General features: G+C 68.2%; 10 protein-coding genes. All 10 read right to left on the bottom strand.

Annotation, left to right across the window (positions count from 1 at the left end):
- Positions 1-72 precede the first annotated feature (72 nt).
- Positions 73-1,455, bottom strand: coding sequence for an acetyl-CoA carboxylase biotin carboxylase subunit (locus tag ACQPW1_RS21180; protein WP_433664426.1), 1,383 nt, complete (start codon positions 1,453-1,455; stop codon positions 73-75).
- Positions 1,452-1,946, bottom strand: a complete 495-nt coding sequence (locus ACQPW1_RS21175; RefSeq protein WP_433664425.1) for an acetyl-CoA carboxylase biotin carboxyl carrier protein — start codon at positions 1,944-1,946, stop codon at positions 1,452-1,454. The genes ACQPW1_RS21180 and ACQPW1_RS21175 overlap by 4 nt, the downstream gene beginning before the upstream one ends.
- Entirely contained in the window at positions 1,946-3,634 is a 1,689-nt protein-coding gene (accD, locus tag ACQPW1_RS21170) for an acetyl-CoA carboxylase, carboxyltransferase subunit beta (protein WP_433664424.1), read from the bottom strand. The genes ACQPW1_RS21175 and accD overlap by 1 nt, the downstream gene beginning before the upstream one ends.
- On the bottom strand, positions 3,631-5,193 hold the full coding sequence (locus ACQPW1_RS21165) for a PfaD family polyunsaturated fatty acid/polyketide biosynthesis protein (RefSeq protein ID WP_433664423.1): 1,563 nt from the start codon (positions 5,191-5,193) through the stop codon (positions 3,631-3,633). The genes accD and ACQPW1_RS21165 overlap by 4 nt, the downstream gene beginning before the upstream one ends.
- Positions 5,190-7,214 carry a beta-ketoacyl synthase gene (locus ACQPW1_RS21160; protein WP_433664422.1) on the bottom strand — a complete coding sequence of 675 codons (2,025 nt, stop codon included), beginning with the start codon at positions 7,212-7,214 and terminating at the stop codon, positions 5,190-5,192. Before ACQPW1_RS21160 ends, ACQPW1_RS21165 begins: the two co-directional genes overlap by 4 nt.
- Positions 7,211-13,570 (bottom strand): SDR family NAD(P)-dependent oxidoreductase, encoded by a 6,360-nt coding sequence (locus tag ACQPW1_RS21155; RefSeq protein ID WP_433664421.1) that lies wholly within the window; start codon positions 13,568-13,570, stop codon positions 7,211-7,213. The genes ACQPW1_RS21160 and ACQPW1_RS21155 overlap by 4 nt, the downstream gene beginning before the upstream one ends.
- A 31-nt stretch (positions 13,571-13,601) precedes the next feature.
- A complete protein-coding gene (locus tag ACQPW1_RS21150; protein WP_433664420.1) occupies positions 13,602-14,207 on the bottom strand; it encodes a GDSL-type esterase/lipase family protein in 606 nt (201 codons plus the stop codon).
- Positions 14,204-15,454: an NAD(P)/FAD-dependent oxidoreductase gene (locus ACQPW1_RS21145; RefSeq protein WP_433664419.1), complete on the bottom strand. Its 1,251-nt coding sequence runs from the start codon at positions 15,452-15,454 to the stop codon at positions 14,204-14,206. The genes ACQPW1_RS21150 and ACQPW1_RS21145 overlap by 4 nt, the downstream gene beginning before the upstream one ends.
- A 162-nt stretch (positions 15,455-15,616) precedes the next feature.
- Entirely contained in the window at positions 15,617-17,314 is a 1,698-nt protein-coding gene (locus tag ACQPW1_RS21140; RefSeq protein WP_433664418.1) for an AMP-dependent synthetase/ligase, read from the bottom strand.
- A gap of 88 nt (positions 17,315-17,402) precedes the next feature.
- Entirely contained in the window at positions 17,403-18,335 is a 933-nt protein-coding gene (locus ACQPW1_RS21135) for a LysR family transcriptional regulator (protein WP_433664417.1), read from the bottom strand.
- Positions 18,336-18,432: the final 97 nt, after the last annotated feature.

The following is an 18,432-nucleotide window of genomic DNA, read 5'->3' as shown; positions in this document are numbered from 1 at the left end:
CTTTGCGCCCGGGGCCGATAACGACCGTCAGCGCGACAACCTCCGCGAGCCTACGGATCCGTAGGTGGCAATTCAACTGGCCAATCCGATGCCCCCAGAACTGGTGGCAGTGCCGATCAAGGCGGTGTCGTGCGTTGCGGCGCGGAAGCGCGGGTGGTCCAGGATGTCGTGCAGGAACTCGGCAGTGGTGGCGATACCCTTGCCCCGAATGCGGGTCTCGGCCAGCGCCCGGCGCATCCGGGCGATCGCGGTGGGGCGGTCGGGGGCCCAGACGATGATCTTGGCGAGCAGCGAGTCGTAATGCGGCGGAATGGTGTAACCAGGGCCGACGTGGGTGTCGATGCGGACGAATTGCCCACCGGGCAGGACGCACTCGGTCAGCGTGCCCGGCGCCGGCGCGAATTCGCGGTTCGGATCCTCGGCGTTGATCCGGCATTCGATCGCCACGCCGCGCGGAGCGGCGGATTCCGTGGTCAGCGTGAGTGCCAGTCCCGACGCAATGCGCAGCTGTTCGGCGACGAGGTCGATGCCAGTGACCATCTCGGTAACAGGGTGTTCCACCTGCAGGCGGCAGTTCACCTCCATGAAGTAGAAACGCCCCTCAGGATCGAGCAGGAACTCGAAGGTGCCCGCGCCGACGTAACCCACTGCCTCCGCGCCACGGACCGCGGCGGCACCGATGCGCGCGACGAGTTCGTCGGGCAGGCCGGGAGCGGGTGATTCCTCGACGAGTTTCTGATGGCGTCGTTGCAGGGAGCAGTCCCGTGCGCCGAGGTGGATGACGGTGCCGTGACTGTCGGCGAGGATCTGGACCTCGATGTGGCGGGCGGAGTCGAGGTAGCGCTCGACGTAGAGCCTGCCGTCACCGAAGACGGCGGTGGCGTTGGCGCGGGTCTCCTGCCACGCGCCCGCGAAATCGACCGGATCGCGGACCACCCGCATACCGCGGCCGCCACCGCCCGCGACCGCCTTGATGATCACGGGGTAGCCGATGTCGTCGGCGAGAGTCTGTGCGTCTTCGGCGGTTTCGAGTGGATCACGGCTGCCGGGCAGCAACGGCAGGCCCGCGGCGTCCATCAAAGCGCGGGCGGTCGACTTGTCGCCCAGATCGGCCATGACGGCGGTGGGGGTGCCGACGAAGATGAAGCCCTCGGCCTCGCAGACCTCCGCGAAATCCGGGTCCTCGGAAAGGAATCCGTATCCGGGGTGGATGGCGTCGGCACCGGTAGCGCGCGCCGCTTCGATGATCGCCGGGATGTAGGAGTAGCTGCGCTTGGCCGGACCCGGCCCGATCCGAACCGCCTGATCGGCGAGCCTTACCGCGGCCGAGTCGGCGTCGGGAGCCGAATACACGGCGACCGTGTCGATCCCGAGTTCGGCGCAGGTGCGGATGACCCGGACGGCGATCTCGCCACGATTGGCGACAAGCACCTTGCGGATCGTCCGGGTCGTCACCGAACCACCTCGAGCACCAACAGCGGTGCACCGTGCTCGACCGCGTCACCGTTGTCGACGAGGAACTCCGCCACCCGGCCCTCGCGGGTCGCGGTCACCGGGATCATCAGCTTCATGGCCTCGACGATGCCGATCTGCTGACCGGCACGCACCGGGTCACCCTCGGTGACGAACGGCGCGGCACCCGGCTCCGAGGAGCGGTAGAATACGCCGACGGTCTCGGAGACGACAGTGAAAGTATTGGCGTCGGAGGGGGTTTCGACCGGAGTCGGCTCGATAGCAGCGACCGGGACAGCCGCCACTGTTTCCGTCGCGGACTCCGCGTCCCAGCTGATTTGCAGCACCAGTGGCCCATTGGCCACCGTCACGGACGTGGGTGCCGTCTCCGCTCGCACGGACAGCGCGTGCCGGGACAGCACCGCGAGCGCACTGTCTGCGTCGGCAGCGGTCAGCGCACGGCCGACCGGTTCGATGGTCAGGGACTCGGTCATCACATCTCCTGATGGTTCGTCGTGCGGGGTAGACCGAAGGCGCGGAATCGGTTGTGGCGCTGGTCGAGTAGTTGCCGGACGGGCAGCGCGCCGAGCCCGGCGATGGCGTGCCGGAGTGCCCGGCGCAGGTGTGCGGCAGCGGCGGCCGGGTCGCGATGTGCACCGCCGTCCGGTTCCGGCACCACCGCATCTGCCACACCGAGTTCGAGCAGCGAAGTCGAGTCGACGCGTAGTGCGGCGGCCGCACGCGGGGCGGCAGAGGCGTCCTTCCACAGGATCGACGCGCACCCTTCCGGGCTGATCACCGAGTACACCGCGTTCTCCAGCACGAGTACCTGGTCGGCCACGCCGAGCGCGAGCGCTCCCCCACTGCCGCCCTCACCGGTCACCACGGCGACCACCGGAACAGGCAGTCCGGCAAGCAGTTTCAACGATTCGGCGATGGCGACCGCCTGTCCCTGCTCCTCCGCCGTAATGCCGGGGTAGGCACCTGCGGTGTCGATCAAGGTGATCACGGGTATGCCGAGCTTGGCGGCCAGCCGCAGCACTCGCGCGGACTTCCGGTAACCACCCGGCGTCGGCATGCCGAAGTTGCGCTTGGACAGCTCGGATGCGGTGTGGCCCTTCTGCGTTCCGATCACCACCACCGGTGCGCCGTCGAGGCGGGCGAGCGCGGTGATCATCGCCGGGCAGTCGGTGGACAGCCGGTCGCCGTGCAGCTCGACGAATTCGTCGAACGCCGCGGCCAGATAGTCCAGGGCCGTGGGACGACCCAATTCCCTTGCCGCACGGACGCTTTGCCACGCGTCGCGGACCGGTAGCTTCGTGACATCCGACCGCACCGGCGGCGTGGCCTCGACGAAGTCGATCCGCCGCGAACTGTCCGCGGCGAGTGCGAGCAGCCGAGCCAACCGGTCCCGCAGGGCGGACCGGTGACAGATCATGTCCACCACACCGTGCTCGAGCAGGAACTCCGCCGTCTGGAAGCCGGCGGGCAACGTTTCGCCGATGGTCTGCTGAATGACCCGCGGACCCGCGAAGCCCAGCCGGGCACCGGGTTCGGCGATGATGATGTCGGTGGAGGTGGCGTAGGAGGCCGCGACGCCGCCGTAGGTGGGGTCGGTGATCACCGAGATGGTGAGCACGCCCGCGTCATCCAGATCGCGCAGGGCCTGGCTGGTCTTGGCCATCTGCATCAGCGCCAGGATGCCTTCTTGCATGCGCGCTCCGCCGGAAGCTGTGACGATCACCAGCGGCACACGGGCGGACAACGCCGTCTCGGCGGCAGCCGTCACCGCCTCACCCACCGCGACACCGAGACTGCCACCGAGGAACCGGAAGTCCATGACAGCCAGCACAACCGGAGCGCCACCGATGGTGGCACGCACGCAGCTGATGCCGTCGGTCATTCCGGTGCGCCGCTGCGCTTCGGCGTGCCTTTCGACATAGCTCCGGGAGTCGCTGAACCCCAACGGATCTCGGACCGTCGCGGCGATCTCGATGCGGTGCACCGAATCCGCGTCGACCAGCGAATCGATGCGCTGATCGGCGGTCAGTACGCCGTGACCATCACAGTCCGGGCAGACTCTGCCCGCGCGGTCGTAGCGCTTCGCGTAGATCATGGTGCCGCAGGACGGGCACACCATCCAGGAGGTCCGGGTATCCGAGCCGGTCTCGAGTGTCGTCATCGTTGCTCCATCGGTCGCGGAACGAATCGGGTGCAGTCGGCGGGTAACCGCACACCCGCGGTGCGTAGCTGAGCGATTCGAGTGAGATACGCGGCGCCGAGCATCATCTGATCGGCGATATCGGCGACATGCCGGTTACTGAGCGCGGCCAGGTAGGTCCCGCCGACCCAGTTGTTGAAGCCGCCCATCGCAGGCCCGGACCACACCTGGTAGTCCGCGACACGATCGGCCTCGCCGCGGATGCTCCAGCCGGACGACAGACCCAGGTACCACCGGAACACCAAGGCCATCTTGCGTTTCGGATCCTCGGCCGCACCCACCAGCTGCGCGGGGTCGCGTTCGGTGAAGTAGCTGACGCAGTCCTGCCACACGGTGTCCAGCGGCCGCCGGAACAGCGTGGCCTCGAGGTCGCGGCGCAGTTCGGCCGGGATGTCGTCGATTCCGGCGTAGGCACGGTAGGTGTCGTACAGCCGTTGCGCGCGGGCGGCGAACATGGTGCCCCGGCGCAGCACCTGCACCTGCACCCCGAGTTCGAACATGTCGGAGGAAGGCGCCATCGTGCAGTCGGCGAAATCTGCTTGGGCCAGTAGCTGTTTGGTGGTGTCGCACTGGGCCGCCTCGCGGGTCGCCTGATTGATCGACCCCGTCACCACGTAGGCGGCACCCAACGCGAACGCCGCAGCGGCCGCGGCGGGCGTCCCGATACCGCCTGCGGCACCGATCCTTACCGCCGCAGCGGCGGGCAGGGTGCTCCGATCACGCGCGGCGATCAGTTCCGGCAGCAGCACCAGCAGCGGCCTGCGGTCGGTGTGACCGCCGGAGTCCGCCTCCGCGGTGATGTCGTCAGCCATCGGCACCCGTTCCGCCAAGCGGGCCTGCTCGGCCGTCACGTCACCCGAGGCGACCAGCTGACGGAGCAGATTCGCCGGTGCCGGTCGCAGGAACGGCTCGGCCACCTCGACGCGAGAAACCTTGGCGATCAGCCGGTTCCGCACCTCGAGCTGCCCGTGCCGATCGACGCCGAGACCGGCGACCCGGTAGCGGACGACCTCAGCAGTGAGCGCCATGAACGCCGAAGCCTCCACGCACCGCACCTGATGCCGCAGGCAGGAATCGACGATCGCCCGCTCCAGCGCCGGTTCGGAGGGGCTGTGGATCAGGTTGCAGGCAAACGGCTTTCCCCGCAAGGTGGCGCTGAGTTCGGCCAGCGCCGCATCCACCACCGCAGGCGTAACGCCCGCAGCACCGTACGACGCGAGGTAACCCGCCCGCGCCATCGCCGAAACCAATGCCGGAGAGGCGATCCCATTGGCCATCGCCCCCGCCGCATACGCAGCGCGCACCCCGTGAGCGGCATGGAACTGCTTGTCGCCGAGCAGCTCCGGCGGCAGCGGCGCGACCGCGGTGAGCACCTCCGAGCAGGCGACAATGCCCTCGTCGGAGGTCGCGCCCACCCGGCCGTCGTGACGCACGATCCAACACGGCCGCCGCACATCCAGCAACAGGGCGGTGATCTCGTCGGCCGTCTCCGCGACGACACTCAACCGGGACGTGGTCATCGGCCGCCCTCTCGCTCGCCGAGTTCGACCGCGAGGTCGATGAGTTCGTAGATGCGCAGGCCCGGCTTCCACAGCGAGCCGTCCACGATGACGGTGACGCCGTCGGGTCCGCGCCGGACCTCCTTGATGTGCGCGTCCAGTTCCACCGTGCCGTCGGTCGGCAGGAACTGGCCGCGGTAGCGCCAGCTGAAGGCGAGGTCGGCGGGGATGCGGAAGACCGGGTCGGTGAGCTGGTCGGCGAATCCGGCGTCGAGCATCCACTCCTGGACCGCGTGGATGACCGATTCCACGCCGAGCGAACCGGGGATCACCGGGTCCAGGTGGAAGTGGCGGTCGAAGTACCAGTCCGACGGGTCGATCGCGCGCAGCGAATGCAGGTAGCCCGCTTCGTATTTCCCGCCGCCGTCGACCACGTCGATGTGGTCGATCAGGGCCAGTGTCCGACGGGCGCACAGCTGAGCATTCGGGTCGGCGCGCCGCGCGGCGACGTCGATGGTCCGAATCGACACGTCCACGTGCTCGTCCAGCCAGGTCGGTGCCGCCCGCCCGGCGTCGAGGCCGGTCTGGTTGGCCAGTGCTTCGTCGCTGAAGTAGCCGAACATGGTCTCGCCGGTGTAGAACGGTTCGCCGTCCACACTCAGGGTGTAGTCGAACGTCTGCAGCGACGAGCCGGGCAGGATCGTGGTCGACAGCAGCCGGGACGACTGCTCGATCGTCTTGTCCCGCAGATCGACCTGCCGCAGCACCGTCGCCGTGCCGCCGAGATTGCGCAGGCTGAGCGTGACGCCCGGCTGGGTGAGCGTCGGCCCGGCGTAGTAGCCCATCAGCAACGCCGCTTGCAGCGAGGTTTCCATGTAGACGAAATGCGGCATGGAATCGTTGGCGGTGTCGCCGTAGTACCAGGAGTCGGCGGGTGAGTCGTACTCGGTCGTGTACGCCGCGCCATCCAATCGGCCACGCGCACCGTCGAATTCGATGACCCGGTCGACCAGCAGCAGGCCGCCGGTGGGCAGCCGGGTTGCCCGCACGCCGGTGTATTCGGCGAATTCCGGTCCCATGGCGATGCTTTGATCGCCGCGCGCCAGGTGGGTCATGTGGAATTCGTTGAGCAGCAGGCCCGGTGCGGCTTGGCCTGGTCCGACTCCTGCGCCGACGGCTTCGGCGACCACAACGGTGACCTGCAACTCCCCCTGTGCCCCAGCGACACTCGCCCTGGCGGAGACGTGCGGCCGTGGTACCAGGTCGATATCGGTGACAACAAGATCCACAGTTCCGACGCTGCTACTTTCGACCGCACCGCTGTTCTGTGCGGTGCCCAACCTGCTTGCAGACAGGCACAGCTGCATGCCGGTGAACAGGGCGAACACTTCCGCCGCCTGCACCGCCGCCGCGCGTGGGTCGCCGTCGAACTGCGCGACCACGCGGCCTTTCCCGGTGCCACCACGCAACTCGATCGTGGTGACCGCGGTGAGGACCAGCGGCCCCGCCGCGGCGAGTCGCGCCACTGATTCGACACCGGGGCGTCGATGCCCCGATCCGAACACACCGACGACATCACCCTCGACGAGACGCAGCAGGGCAGCGTGATCCAGGCTGCTGCGCTGGGTACGAGCCAGCGGCTTGAACGCGGATTCCGCTGCGGCGGCGACAGTTCCGATGGTCGCGCCATTGCGACCAGCGAAGCCGAAGCCGTGCCCGTCACCGGCCGAGCGCATCGTCCGTTGCCAAACCGCACGCTGCAACGCCAGCTGCGCCGTCAATGCCGCACGGTGCGCGGCGACCACGCCGGAGCGAATCTCACTTAGCGGCTGAGCAACTCGTGGTCCTCCGCCGACCGAGGCGGCGACGCCACCGTTTTCGGGCCTCAGCGCCACCGTGCCACTGCTCGCTTGCGCACTTCGCGATGCCGCGGTCGGGTGCACCGGGGCATCCGCATTCGCCTGCGCCGCCGAGGTGGCAGCGGGCATCGGGGTCGCTGCCACCGGATTGAACGGGATTCCGTCGAACTCGAGCACTGTCATGCCATCCACCTCCTCACCGAGGTCTGGAACTTCTCTGTCAGATCCGGTGTCGTCACCACGGTGACGTCCGAGAACCGTTGCAGCACTGTGCCGTCCGCCGTGGTGGCAGTGGCGTCGATGCGGGCATCGACGCGTCCCGCGCGCGGGTTGTCCACGGTGAGCAGGAACGTCTCGTCCGTGGGCAGCGGCCGGTAGTAGTCGGCCCGGCCGACCCCGAGGGGCAGGCAGGCACCGCCGAGGAGGCGGTAGCCGAGCACCGGTGGGCCTTGCAGGATCAGGTCGGCCAGGACCGGGTCGTGCAGGCGGCCCGCATAGGCGCCGTTCGCCACTCGTGTTGCCGGGAGCGAGCATTCGAAGACGATGGCGTCATCGGAGGCGGCTCGTACCAAATGCAGACCCTGGAGGGCCGGCGCATGGAACTGGATGGCATCACGGTAGATGTTCGCGTCGCTGGCCGATCCGCTCGGAATCAGCTTGCTCGGCGGTTCATCCGCTTCGGCGGCCAGCAGCAACGTGGCCCGGAAGTGCAGGACGTTGCCGCCGCGGATGTTCGCCTCGACCAGCGTCCGGCCGTCAGCGGATTCACCGGGGATCAGTTCGAGTTCGAGCTCGTCCACCGGGTGGTCGAACACGATCCCCTTGAGCACCTGGAAATCCCTGGCGCCGACCACGGTTCGGCCTACCAGGCTGCGTTCGGCGAGGTTGATCATCGCGCCGAGCCCGAAAGTGGCTGGCAGCACGACGTGTTCGCCGATGCGGTGGGCCCGGATGATCGGCTCGTCGGTGAGCCCGGTGAGCACCCGCCGGGCACACACCGCGCTCGGCTCGACTCCGGTGTCGCCGGACAGTCCGTTCGCGGGCCCGATGAGGACGACGGTGTCCTCGCGGTGGTCCGCCGTGAACTGCTCGGTGAACGCCGCCGCACCGATCTCCGGGTCGAGCAGCGCGACGCCGCGGGCCAGGAAGTGGCCCCGGAGTGCGGGTGTCACCATGCCGCCGTCCCAGGCGCCCCAGTCGATCGCGGTGACGTGGCAGTCGGGATGATGCCGCCGCCAGCTCACCGCGAAACGGGACAGTGCCTCGTTCGCGGCCGCGTAATCGGCCTGGCCCGCATTGCCGAACAGCCCCGCCACCGAGGTGAACAGCACCAGGTGCCGCAGTTCGCCTAGTGCGGCGAGCACGGTGGCCAGCCCGGCGATCTTCGGATTCAGGACCCGTTCGATGGATTCGGCGGTCTTGTCCGTGATCATCGAGTCGGCCAGCACACCCGCACCGTGGACAACACCGGTGATGGTGTCCCGCCACGGCGCGAGCGCCGCACTGACCGCGTCCCGGTCGGTGGCGTCGACCGCGAGATACTCCGCCCGCGAACCCAATTCGGTCAGCGTGGCACGGATCTCCCTGGCCGCCAGTACCCCAGCGCATGCGCGCTCGATCTCTCGCGGCTTGACTCCGGTACTCGCCAGAGCGCGCACCGCCGCGGGCTTGAGATCCGCGTCGGAAACACCTGACGCCCAGTCGGGTTCGGGCGTCAGCTCGGATCGACCGAGCAGGACGAACCGCGCCTCGCTGCGCTGAGCCAAGGCTTTGACGCATGTTGCCGTGACGCCACGCGCGCCGCCCGTAACCAGCAGCAAGTCCTCCGCCGTCAGCAGACTCGGCTGCTGCTCAGCACCGGGACGCACGATGGTCACGGAACCGGCAGGCGCGTACGCACTCGGCACCAGCGTCCGCCGCTCGCCCGCCGCGTCGATCCCGACTTCGAGGGTATCCCGTGCCGCGTCGAACAACTCGGCGGTCACGAGATCGGCCAGCTGTTCGGACTCGACACCGGGGTCGATATCCAGGGCCCGGCAGAACAGCGACAGCTGCTCGGCCGCAAGAGTTTTCACGACTCCGCCGACGCCACCGAGCAGCGCACTGACGGGATCGGCCGTGCCCGCAAAGCCAAGTTGGCCGTCGAGGCGGGTGACCGTGACGAAACTCGCTCGGTCGTCTGCCTTCTGCAACAGCGGCACCGCTTGACCGGCGGCCAGAATGGTCTCGCCGATCCACCGCTGTGCCGAATCCCAGTCGGCCGAACCGCTGCCGACCAGCACGAGGCACACATCGACGGAGCCGAGCTCCGACAGTTCGGCCGACCCGCCGATGCGGTGCACTACCCAATCGAGTGTGCCGAGCACGGATTCGATTGCGGCACAGTCTGACGCCGCCTCTCCGCTGAGGTCCAAGAGTGCGACGACCGCACCGGCCCGGTAGGGCGCGACGGCCCGGTCCAGCGTCGGCAGGGTGATCAGTTCGACGGCGTGCCGCGGCGTTTCGGCCGCGGCCTCAGCTTTTGGGTGGACATCACCGCCCACCGACGTGGCGAGCTCGTCGACGATCTGATCCAGGGTGCGCAGCGTGCCCAGTTGCTCCGGGCCGAGGCTCGGTAAGTCCGGAAACCGTTCCTGCAGTGCGCCGATCACCTGAACTCGCTTGATGGAGTCGACGCCGAGATCGGCCTCCAGATCCATCGACGGATCCACCATCTCGACCGGATAACCGGTCTTCTCGGCCACGACCTCTTGCAGTGCGCGGCGCAAGACGTCACCGGTGGATGCTTCGCCTTCGGCCGGTGCTGCCGAGGCGCTGGCCGTGGCAGTCCCGTTCGAAGCCGTATCTGCCCCGTTCAGATTGGCCGCAGCCCCATTCGGCGCGACCTCACCGAGCAGGCTCGCGATCTGATCGAGCGTGCGCAGCGTGCCGAGCTGCTCCGGACCGAGGTTCGGCAGATGCGGGAAGCGCTCCTGCAATGCACCGATCACCTGGACCCGCTTGATCGAGTCGACGCCGAGATCCGCCTCCAGATCCATCGACGGATCCACCATCTCGACCGGATAACCGGTCTTCTCCGCGACAACCTCCTGCAACGCCCGCCGCAGTGCGTCGGCCGATACCTGACCGTTGGTCTCAGCCACCAGAGGGTGAGATCCATTGCCATTGGTCTGCGGCTCCGAAATAACCTGTGCCACAACAGTTTCAACGGTTGCGACCGGCTGCCGCTGTTCCACCACCGGCGCGGTCGTCAGCGGCCGACGCTCTGGCGCCGATTCGATCGCAGGTTGCCGCGCCGACTCCACCCGACGCGTAACCGGAGCAGCGGGCCGCGGTGCCGGTGCGAAACCACTTTCCAGCTCGGCCAATTGCGCGAGCACATCACTGGCCCGCGAATGGCTCTCGCTGATCGCGACGCCGTGATCCTTGACGGCCTCGATCGCCCGCACCATCGCCTCGTCGAGCGACCCGTTGCCGAGCACACCGGCGAGCCCGCGGGCCATATCGAGCTGTCCGTCGAGGAACTGGCGGTGCGTCTGCAGGTGCTGTACCAGCGCACTGTCCAGTGCGTCCGCTCCTGGGTCGTAGGACTTCGGGGGTTGATACACGGTGGTCTCCGTTGCTTCGGTGAAAGTTGGGGCCACGACCGGCATTTCGGGTTGGCGATCGACCACGGTGTCGACTGGGGTGGAAACGGGAGCAGCCGGGGCCGCCGCCAGGCTCACCTGGTAGCCGTCGTCGAGCACGGCGGCGTAGGCCGCACGCCGACTCTCGGGCACGTATTCGGGCGCCGACATCGTCACGGTCATCGCGCGACTCGGCTTGTGCCGCACCGAGGCCGGGGCAGCATGCTGGTTGATCTCGTGCAGGCCGAAGCCGAGCACCGCAAGCCGAACAGCGGCCCGCGCCAATGCGAGATCGCTGTTGCCGATCGGCCCGCCGTCAGTCGGGATGGCGATGACGTCGTCGCCGAGGGTGCGGCGCACCAGCGAGGTGAGCACCTGTTTGGGCCCGAACTCCACGAACACCGTGCAGCCTGCCTCGTGCATCGCCGTCAGTGCCGACGCGAATTCGACCGGCTTGCTGAGCTGTTCGGTGAGCAGGTCCCGATTGGCCGCGACGTCACTGCCGTAGTGCGCGTCCGGTGTGTTCGCGTAGACGGGAGCGTCCGGCACGCCGATCGACACCGTGGCGGTGGTTTTCGCGAACGCCGCCACCGCGTGCCCAACGTACGGCGTGTGGAACGCACCGGACACCGGCAGCGCCCGGGTGGCCACGCCACGCTCGGCGCTACGCGCGACCACGGCGGCAACGCCTTCGGTCCCGCCGCCGATGACGACCTGGTCGGGCGCGTTGTGGTTGCAGATCCACACGTCCTCGACGCCGTCGAGCAGCTCCTCGGCGGTCTCCCGCGAGGCACCGAGCGACACCATCGTGCCCGCCTCGACACCCTCCTCCGGCGTCATCGCCACGCCACGTGCCCTGGCCAGCTCGAAGAACTCCTCGGTGCCGACCGCACCCGAAGCCCACAGCGCGGTCAGTTCGCCGAAGCTGTGCCCGAGGTAACCGTCGGCACGGAACCCGTACCCGGTCAGCACCTGGAACTGCCCCGCCGACAGCGCACCGATGGCGGGCTGCGCGAATTCGGTACGGCGCAAAGCGGTTTCCTGCTCCTGCGCGGTCTCCTCGTCGAAGGCGGGCGGCGGGAAGACCACCGACGAGACCCGCACCGGCGCCCCGGTGAACGCGATGTTGGCCGCGTCGAATGCCGCGCCCACCGCCGGATTGTTCAGTGCCGCATCCAGTCCCATATCGACGTACTGGCTGCCCTGACCCGCGAACAGCGCACCGACCTTCCGGTCCGGCAGCGCCGCGGCCCGGAAGTACACGCCCTCCGGGTGATCCCACGCGGCGAAGTCCGGTCGGCGCACCAGCTCATCGACGGCGAGAGTGCGCAGATGCTCGGCGTTCTCGTCGTCCACCGACACGAATCCGATGCGCGCGTGGCCCTCTGGGATATCGCCACCGTCCACCGGATCGGCACTGCGCACCGCGTCCACCAGAGCGGCGACATCGGGCGCATGCCAGAGGTGTGCCCGCGCGGTCCGGTGCAGCACCGGCTCGTCGCGAGACGAATCCGCCTCCTCCAGCACGACGTGAAAGTTGGTGCCGCCGAAGCCGAATGCCGAGGCGGCGGCCCGGCGCACCGGGCGCTGCGGGTCACGGATCCACGGGCGGGTGCGCGTATTCACGTAGTACGGCGCGTTCTCCGTGGCGATCTCGGCATTGGGCGCCGACACATTGATGGTGCCGGGCAACACCTTCTGATGCAGCGCGAACGCCAGCTTCATCAGGCTCGCCGTACCCGCGGCACCCTTGGTGTGCCCGATCTGCGACTTCACGCTGCCGAGCGCGGCGAAGCGCGGTTCCGAAGTCGCTTCGGACAGCAGCCCTTTCAACGCGGTCAGCTCGGTCTTGTCGCCCACCGGCGTGCCGGTGGCGTGCGCCTCGATCAGCGCGACATCGGCGGGCGAGCACTCCGCGTCGGCATAGGCCCGATCGAGTGCCACCCGCTGCCCGCTGGCCCGCGGCGCGTAGATGCTCTTGGCCCGGCCGTCACTGGACGAACCGAGCCCGCGGATCACCGCGTAGATCCGATTGCCGTCGCGCCGTGCGTCTTCCAGCCTGCGCAGCGCGAGCATCGTGATGCCCTCGCCGAGCAGCGTGCCGTTGGCGTCCGACGCGAACGGGCTGATCTGCCCGCTCGACGACAGCGCACCCACCTTGCTGAAGCACATGTAGATGAAGATGGTGTTCTCGGTGTCCACGCCACCGGTGATCATCATGTCGGCCCGGCCGTCCTGCAGCTCGGCGATCGCCGTCCGCAACGCGGCCAGCGACGCCGCGCAGGCCGCGTCGACGGTGCAGTTGATGCCGCCGAGGCCCAACCGGTTCGCGACCCGGCCCGCGGTGATGTTGGCCAGCAGGCCGGGGAACGAATTCGCCTCCCACGGCGCGAACGCGGCGACGAACTTGTCCGCGATCGCATCCGCGTCGGTATCGGACAGCCCGACCGACCGCGCCGCCTCCTTCAGCACCGGCGTCGACAGCCGCGCTGCTAGGGGGTGCATCAGCGGCACCGGACCGGTGGTGCCGAGCACCACGCCGGTGCGGTCCGCGTCGTACCAGCTGGAGTCCACCGCACCGGCGTCGATGAGCAGGTCGCGGGCGACCCCGAGGCTCAGCGTCTGCATGGTGCTGGTGACCTCGAGCTGGTTCGGCGGCAGCCCGAATTCCAGTGGGTCGAACTCGATATCGGGCAGGAAGGCGCCGCGCCGCGAGTACGTCTTGTCCGGGGCGTCCTGGTCGGCGTCGAAGTAGTCGTCGAGGCTCCATCGGGACGTGGGCACCTCGGTGGTGCAGTCCACGCCGTCGACGATGTTCTGCCAGTACTCACGATGGTTGTGCGCGTTGGGCAGCAGCCCGGACATCCCGACGATGGCGATCGGGTTGCGCGCCAGGCGTCTGTCGTCTGTCACGAAAGTTCCTCTCGAACCGGATAAAGAAAGATCAGGCGGCGACGGTGGTCGCGGTACGCGACGCGATGAGCTCGGCCGCGCCCGCGGCGAACATGTGATGACCGAGCGAGCTCGGGTGCAGACCATCGGCGGTCCACACCTCGGGCAGCGACCAGTCCGGCTGGGTCGCGATATCCAGCAGCAGTGTGCCGGTGTCGGCGGTGACCTCGGCGAGCGCTGTATTGGCAAAGGCGAACCGCTCGCGCAGCAAGCCACGGAACCCGTCCGGTACCGGCAGCCGCGCCGGGATATCCGGGTAGCTCGCGGTGAACACCGTTGCGCCACCGGCACGCAACGCGCCGAAGATGGTCCCGAGGTTGCGCTCGAATCGGCCCTCGTCGAAGTCGCTGACCAGATCGTTCACGCCGACCACGACACCGTAGAGGCCCGCCCGCGCCGACACTGCGAGGCGCAGCTGCTGTTCCACCACGACGGTCGTGGTAGCGCCGTGCACACCGAAATTCCGCACCACGGCGGGCCGCAGGCCGAGCTGGCCACCGAGCCTGGGCACCCAACCTCGGTACCCACCCCCGGCCGCGGCATCGCCGCGGCCCTCAACGAAACTGTCCCCCAATGCCGTTAGGCCGGGGACCCTCATGCCGAGACCCCATCCTTGGTGACATGCCGTGCGGCCGCCGGGAAGTCGACCTTCTCGTACAGGTCAGCCAGTTCCTGCTCACCGAAGTACTTGTCCGGCGAGTAGGTTCCGGCGATCAGCCCGAAGAAGCCCTTGGTGTACTGCGGGTCGTAGCTGGTGGCGCGGAACACCGAGTCGTAGTACGGCGTCAGCGACAGCTCCGAAATGCTCAGCGTCAGTTCGAAAGTGCTCGCGCTCTGCACGTCGCGCTCGCGCTCGTACTCGGCCAGCACCTCGTTCATCGGCCGCGCGCCGGACAGGCCCTCGTGCACCAGATCGGAGAGCAGCTGCGCGTACTTGAAGGCGTCGGTGATGCCCCAGCCGGTGAACGGATCCTTGTGGTAGCCGGCGTCGCCGACCAGCGCCCAGCCGGGGCCGAACGAGCGGCGACGGTAGTTGTCCGGGTACAGCATCGGCCGGAACTGCTCGACCCGCTTGCCCGTATCCTGCAGGCGCGCCCCGAGTTCCGGGTCGATCTGGGAGACGATCTCCTGCACGCCCGCGTCGGGGTCGGTGCGGAAGTCGCGGAACCGGTCCCGCTTGCGCATCACCGCGACGAGCGAGAGCCCGTCGTTGGTCGGCCAGGCCGCGAACTGCTGCTCATTGAAACCGGTGCGGTGCTGCATGCCCCAGTCGACGCCGTCGTAGTAGGAGTAGTAGATGAAGCAGGACGCCGGGGCCCCCTCGTAGACCTCGGCACCGACCGACTTGGCGACCACCGAGTTCGCGCCGTCGGCACCGATCACCAGCTTGGCGCGGAACTCCTGCTCGGCGCCCTCGCCGACCTGGCCGCGGATGCCCACCACCTGGTCACCGTCGAAAACCAGCTCGTTGACGGTGAATCCGCTGATCACCTCGGCGCCCGCGTTGCCGGCCGCGTCGACCAGGATCTTGTCCAGCACGGTGCGGCGCGGGCAGTACACGGCGTCGATGCCGTCGGCCGACACGTCGGCGAAGCCCTTGATGACGATGTCGGTGTAGGAGAAGTTCAGGTGCCGGATCGCCGGAGCGCCCGAGGCCACCACCGCGTCCAGCAGGCCCCACGACTGCAGCAGACCGAGACCGGCCTGGTGGATGTAGTGGGTGGAGGGGGTGTCACTGGGGAAGGCGGCGCGGTCCACGGCGAGGACGCGGTAGCCCTTCCTGGCGAGCAGCATGGCCAGCGGGGAACCCGCGACCCGAGTTCCGACAACGATGACGTCGTACATGTTCGCATCACTTTCAGATAGTCGAATACTGAAATCGAGTCTGTGGCCGACGCTGGTCGAGAACCACCGGGCGCAGCCGTAATTCATCGGGCGATTGGCGTGGCCTATCTACCCAGTCCGACCCCACGCTGCGCCGGACCGGGTGACGTGCCTTCGGTGTGGCTATAGCGCGGGCTGACGAGCCCGATAGAGAACGTCGATATCCGCGACATACGCGGCTTCGATGGCGGCCCGGCGCAATTTCCGTGACGCAGTCAACAATCCGTCCTCGACCGTGAAATCACCGTCTACTATCCGGAATGCTCGAATCGACTCGGGCCGGGAGACAAGCGAATTCGCGTCGTCCACCGCGGACTGGATGGCGGCCGACAGATCCTCGTCGGGAGCCTCGTCGCGCCAGCGCAGCACCTGCAGCGGATCCAAAGTCACCAGGGCGGTGACGAAGTCGCGCCCGTCCCCGATCACCATGCAGTTGCTCACCAGCGGATGCAGCCGCACCCGGTCCTCCAGCGGCGCGGGCGCGACGTTCTTGCCGCCGGAGGTCACCAGGATCTCCTTCTTGCGGCCGGTGATGCGCAGGTAGCCGTCGGCGTCGAGTTCACCGATATCGCCTGTGCGCAACCAACCTTCGGCGTCCACGACGGACTGATCCGCCGCCGCACCCCAGTAGCCGGGCGAGACGTGCGGGCCGCCGACCAGTACCTCGCCGTCGCTGTCCGCGATCGCCACCGACGTACCCGGGATCGGCCTGCCGACCGTGCCCAGGCGGTTGGTCTCCGGCGCGCTGACGGTCACCGCGGTCGCCGCCTCGGTGAGCCCGTAGCAGTTCAGCAGCACCACACCGAAACCCGCGTAGAAGCCGGTGGTCGAATCGTCGAGCGACGCACCGCCGGAGATGACGTAGCGCAGCCGCCCGCCCAGCGCCGCGGCCACCGGATGATCCGAGAGCTCGGGAGTGGCATGGGCGCGCAGCAGTTCCAGCCCGCGCTCGACCGCCTCCTGCTCCTCGGTGCCGGCCAGCATGGTGCGGCAGTACTTGCGAATCTTCTCCAGCCCGAACGGAATCAGCGCCAGGAAGGTCGGGCGCAGCGTCGGCAGCACCGGCACCAGATCGGGGATGCCGGGCAGGAGGTGGGTGCGGCTGCCGCCGGCCAGGCAGGCGAACAGGATGGTCTGGCCGAAGACGTGTGACAGCGGCAGCGCGAGCACGGTCGTGCCGTCGAACATCGCGCCGGTCTGGCGCACCGTGTTGGACGACGAGACGAACATGTTGCGGTGGGTGATCAAGCAGCCCTTGGACACTCCGGTGGTGCCGCTGGTGTAGACGATCATCGCCAGATCCTCGGCCCGCACCGCCGCGACCCGCTCCGCGAGGTCGGGGTCGGGGTCGATCTCGCCGCTCGCCCAGGTGGCGAGCTGGGCGAACGTCCAAACCTCCCCGGCGCCCGACGCCTGCAGACGCTTGGCGTCCGCCGCGTCCTCAGCGGCGAAATACGCACTGCCGCTGTCGGTCAGGATGTGTTCGATCTGCGACGCCGAGGAGGTCGGATAGACCGGGACCACCACGGCGCCGAGAGCGAGTAGCGCGCAATCCAGTAGCGCCCATTCCAGGCTGGTGCGGCCGAGGATCGCGACCCGATCCCCCGCCGCGACCCCGCGCGCCGCCAGGGCCGAGGCCAGCGCGCGGGCCTGCCGATCGACGTCGGCACAGGTGAGTTGCGTTCCGTCCGCGCCGCACAGCGAAAGCCGTTGCGGGTGTTCGGCGGCCGCTCCGGAAATCACCGAGTACAAACTCGCGTCGTCCGGAAGATCGATTCCATTCTCGGTGCTGGACACCGCGGTGACAGACACTTTGTTCACAGTGTCGAATTCTGGTCGCCGCCACCGAATTACGGACCCGTCGATATCGCGGTTCCTACCGCGCGAATGTCATGGCCTATCGAAGAGACTAGGCGGACACCGCGCGGGCAATATCGATGCGTGCCGATTCAGGTGATTCCACGCACTCCAGGAAAAGCGATACCGCCGGATTCGACTCGTCCGCACGCCACACCGCGTACAAATCCAAAGTCGGCACCGGATCGAGCAATTTGACCGCCACCGAACTACTCCCCGGCGCACCCATACCCATCGAAATCGCGCGCGGCAGCGAGGCGAACCCCACCAGCGGCCGCACCGAAACCATGTGCGCGGTGGCGCCCGGATCGTCCGCGGTCTGCGCGACCGACAGGGTGATCCGAGTATCCGCCGCCGCGCGGAAGATCGAGTCGTACATGGCCGGACACTGTTCGCGGGCGAACAGCACACACTCCTGGCCCTCCAATTCGGCGAACGGCACGCCGGGCCGATCGGCCCACCGGTGCCGCCTGCCCACTACCGCCACCAGCGGAACCCGGTGCAGCAGACGCCGATACCGGAAATCTGTGGTGCTCGGATGGCCGTACACCAGGGCCAGGTCGAGCGAGCCGTCGGAGAGCGCGGCCAACTGTGGCCCGGTGCGTTTCTCCCACAGCGACACCACGATGTCGGGGTGCTGCTCGGTCATCTTCGTCAAGGCGTCCGGTAGCACATGTCTGCTGGCCGGAAGGTTGTAACCAATGTTGAGCGTGCCCGCCCGCCCCTCCGCGGTCGCCTTCGCGACCTGGGCGGCCCGATCCATCTGAGCCACGATGATCCGAGCTTGACTCTCGAACTCCCGTCCCGCCGGGGTCAGCTTGACCTCGTGCGAGTTGCGTGCGACCAGTTGCACGCCAAGCGATTTCTCCAGCTTCTGTAGCTGGGCACTGAGACTGGGCTGCGTGAGATGCAAGCGCTGCGCTGCGCGGCCGAAATGCAGCTCTTCGGCAATCGTGATGAATGAAACCAGATGTCGGAACTCCATGCCGCAGGCTCCTTTTCCCGTACCCCGAAAGGTAGGCCGCGTCGGGTAACCCCGGATGAACCGCGATCGCACGGATGTTGCCGGGACCGTTGCGGGC

This window comes from Nocardia sp. CA-128927, assembly GCF_050955855.1.
Taxonomy (GTDB): Bacteria; Actinomycetota; Actinomycetes; order Mycobacteriales; family Mycobacteriaceae; genus Nocardia.
This window is presented reverse-complemented; position numbering and strand designations above follow the sequence as displayed.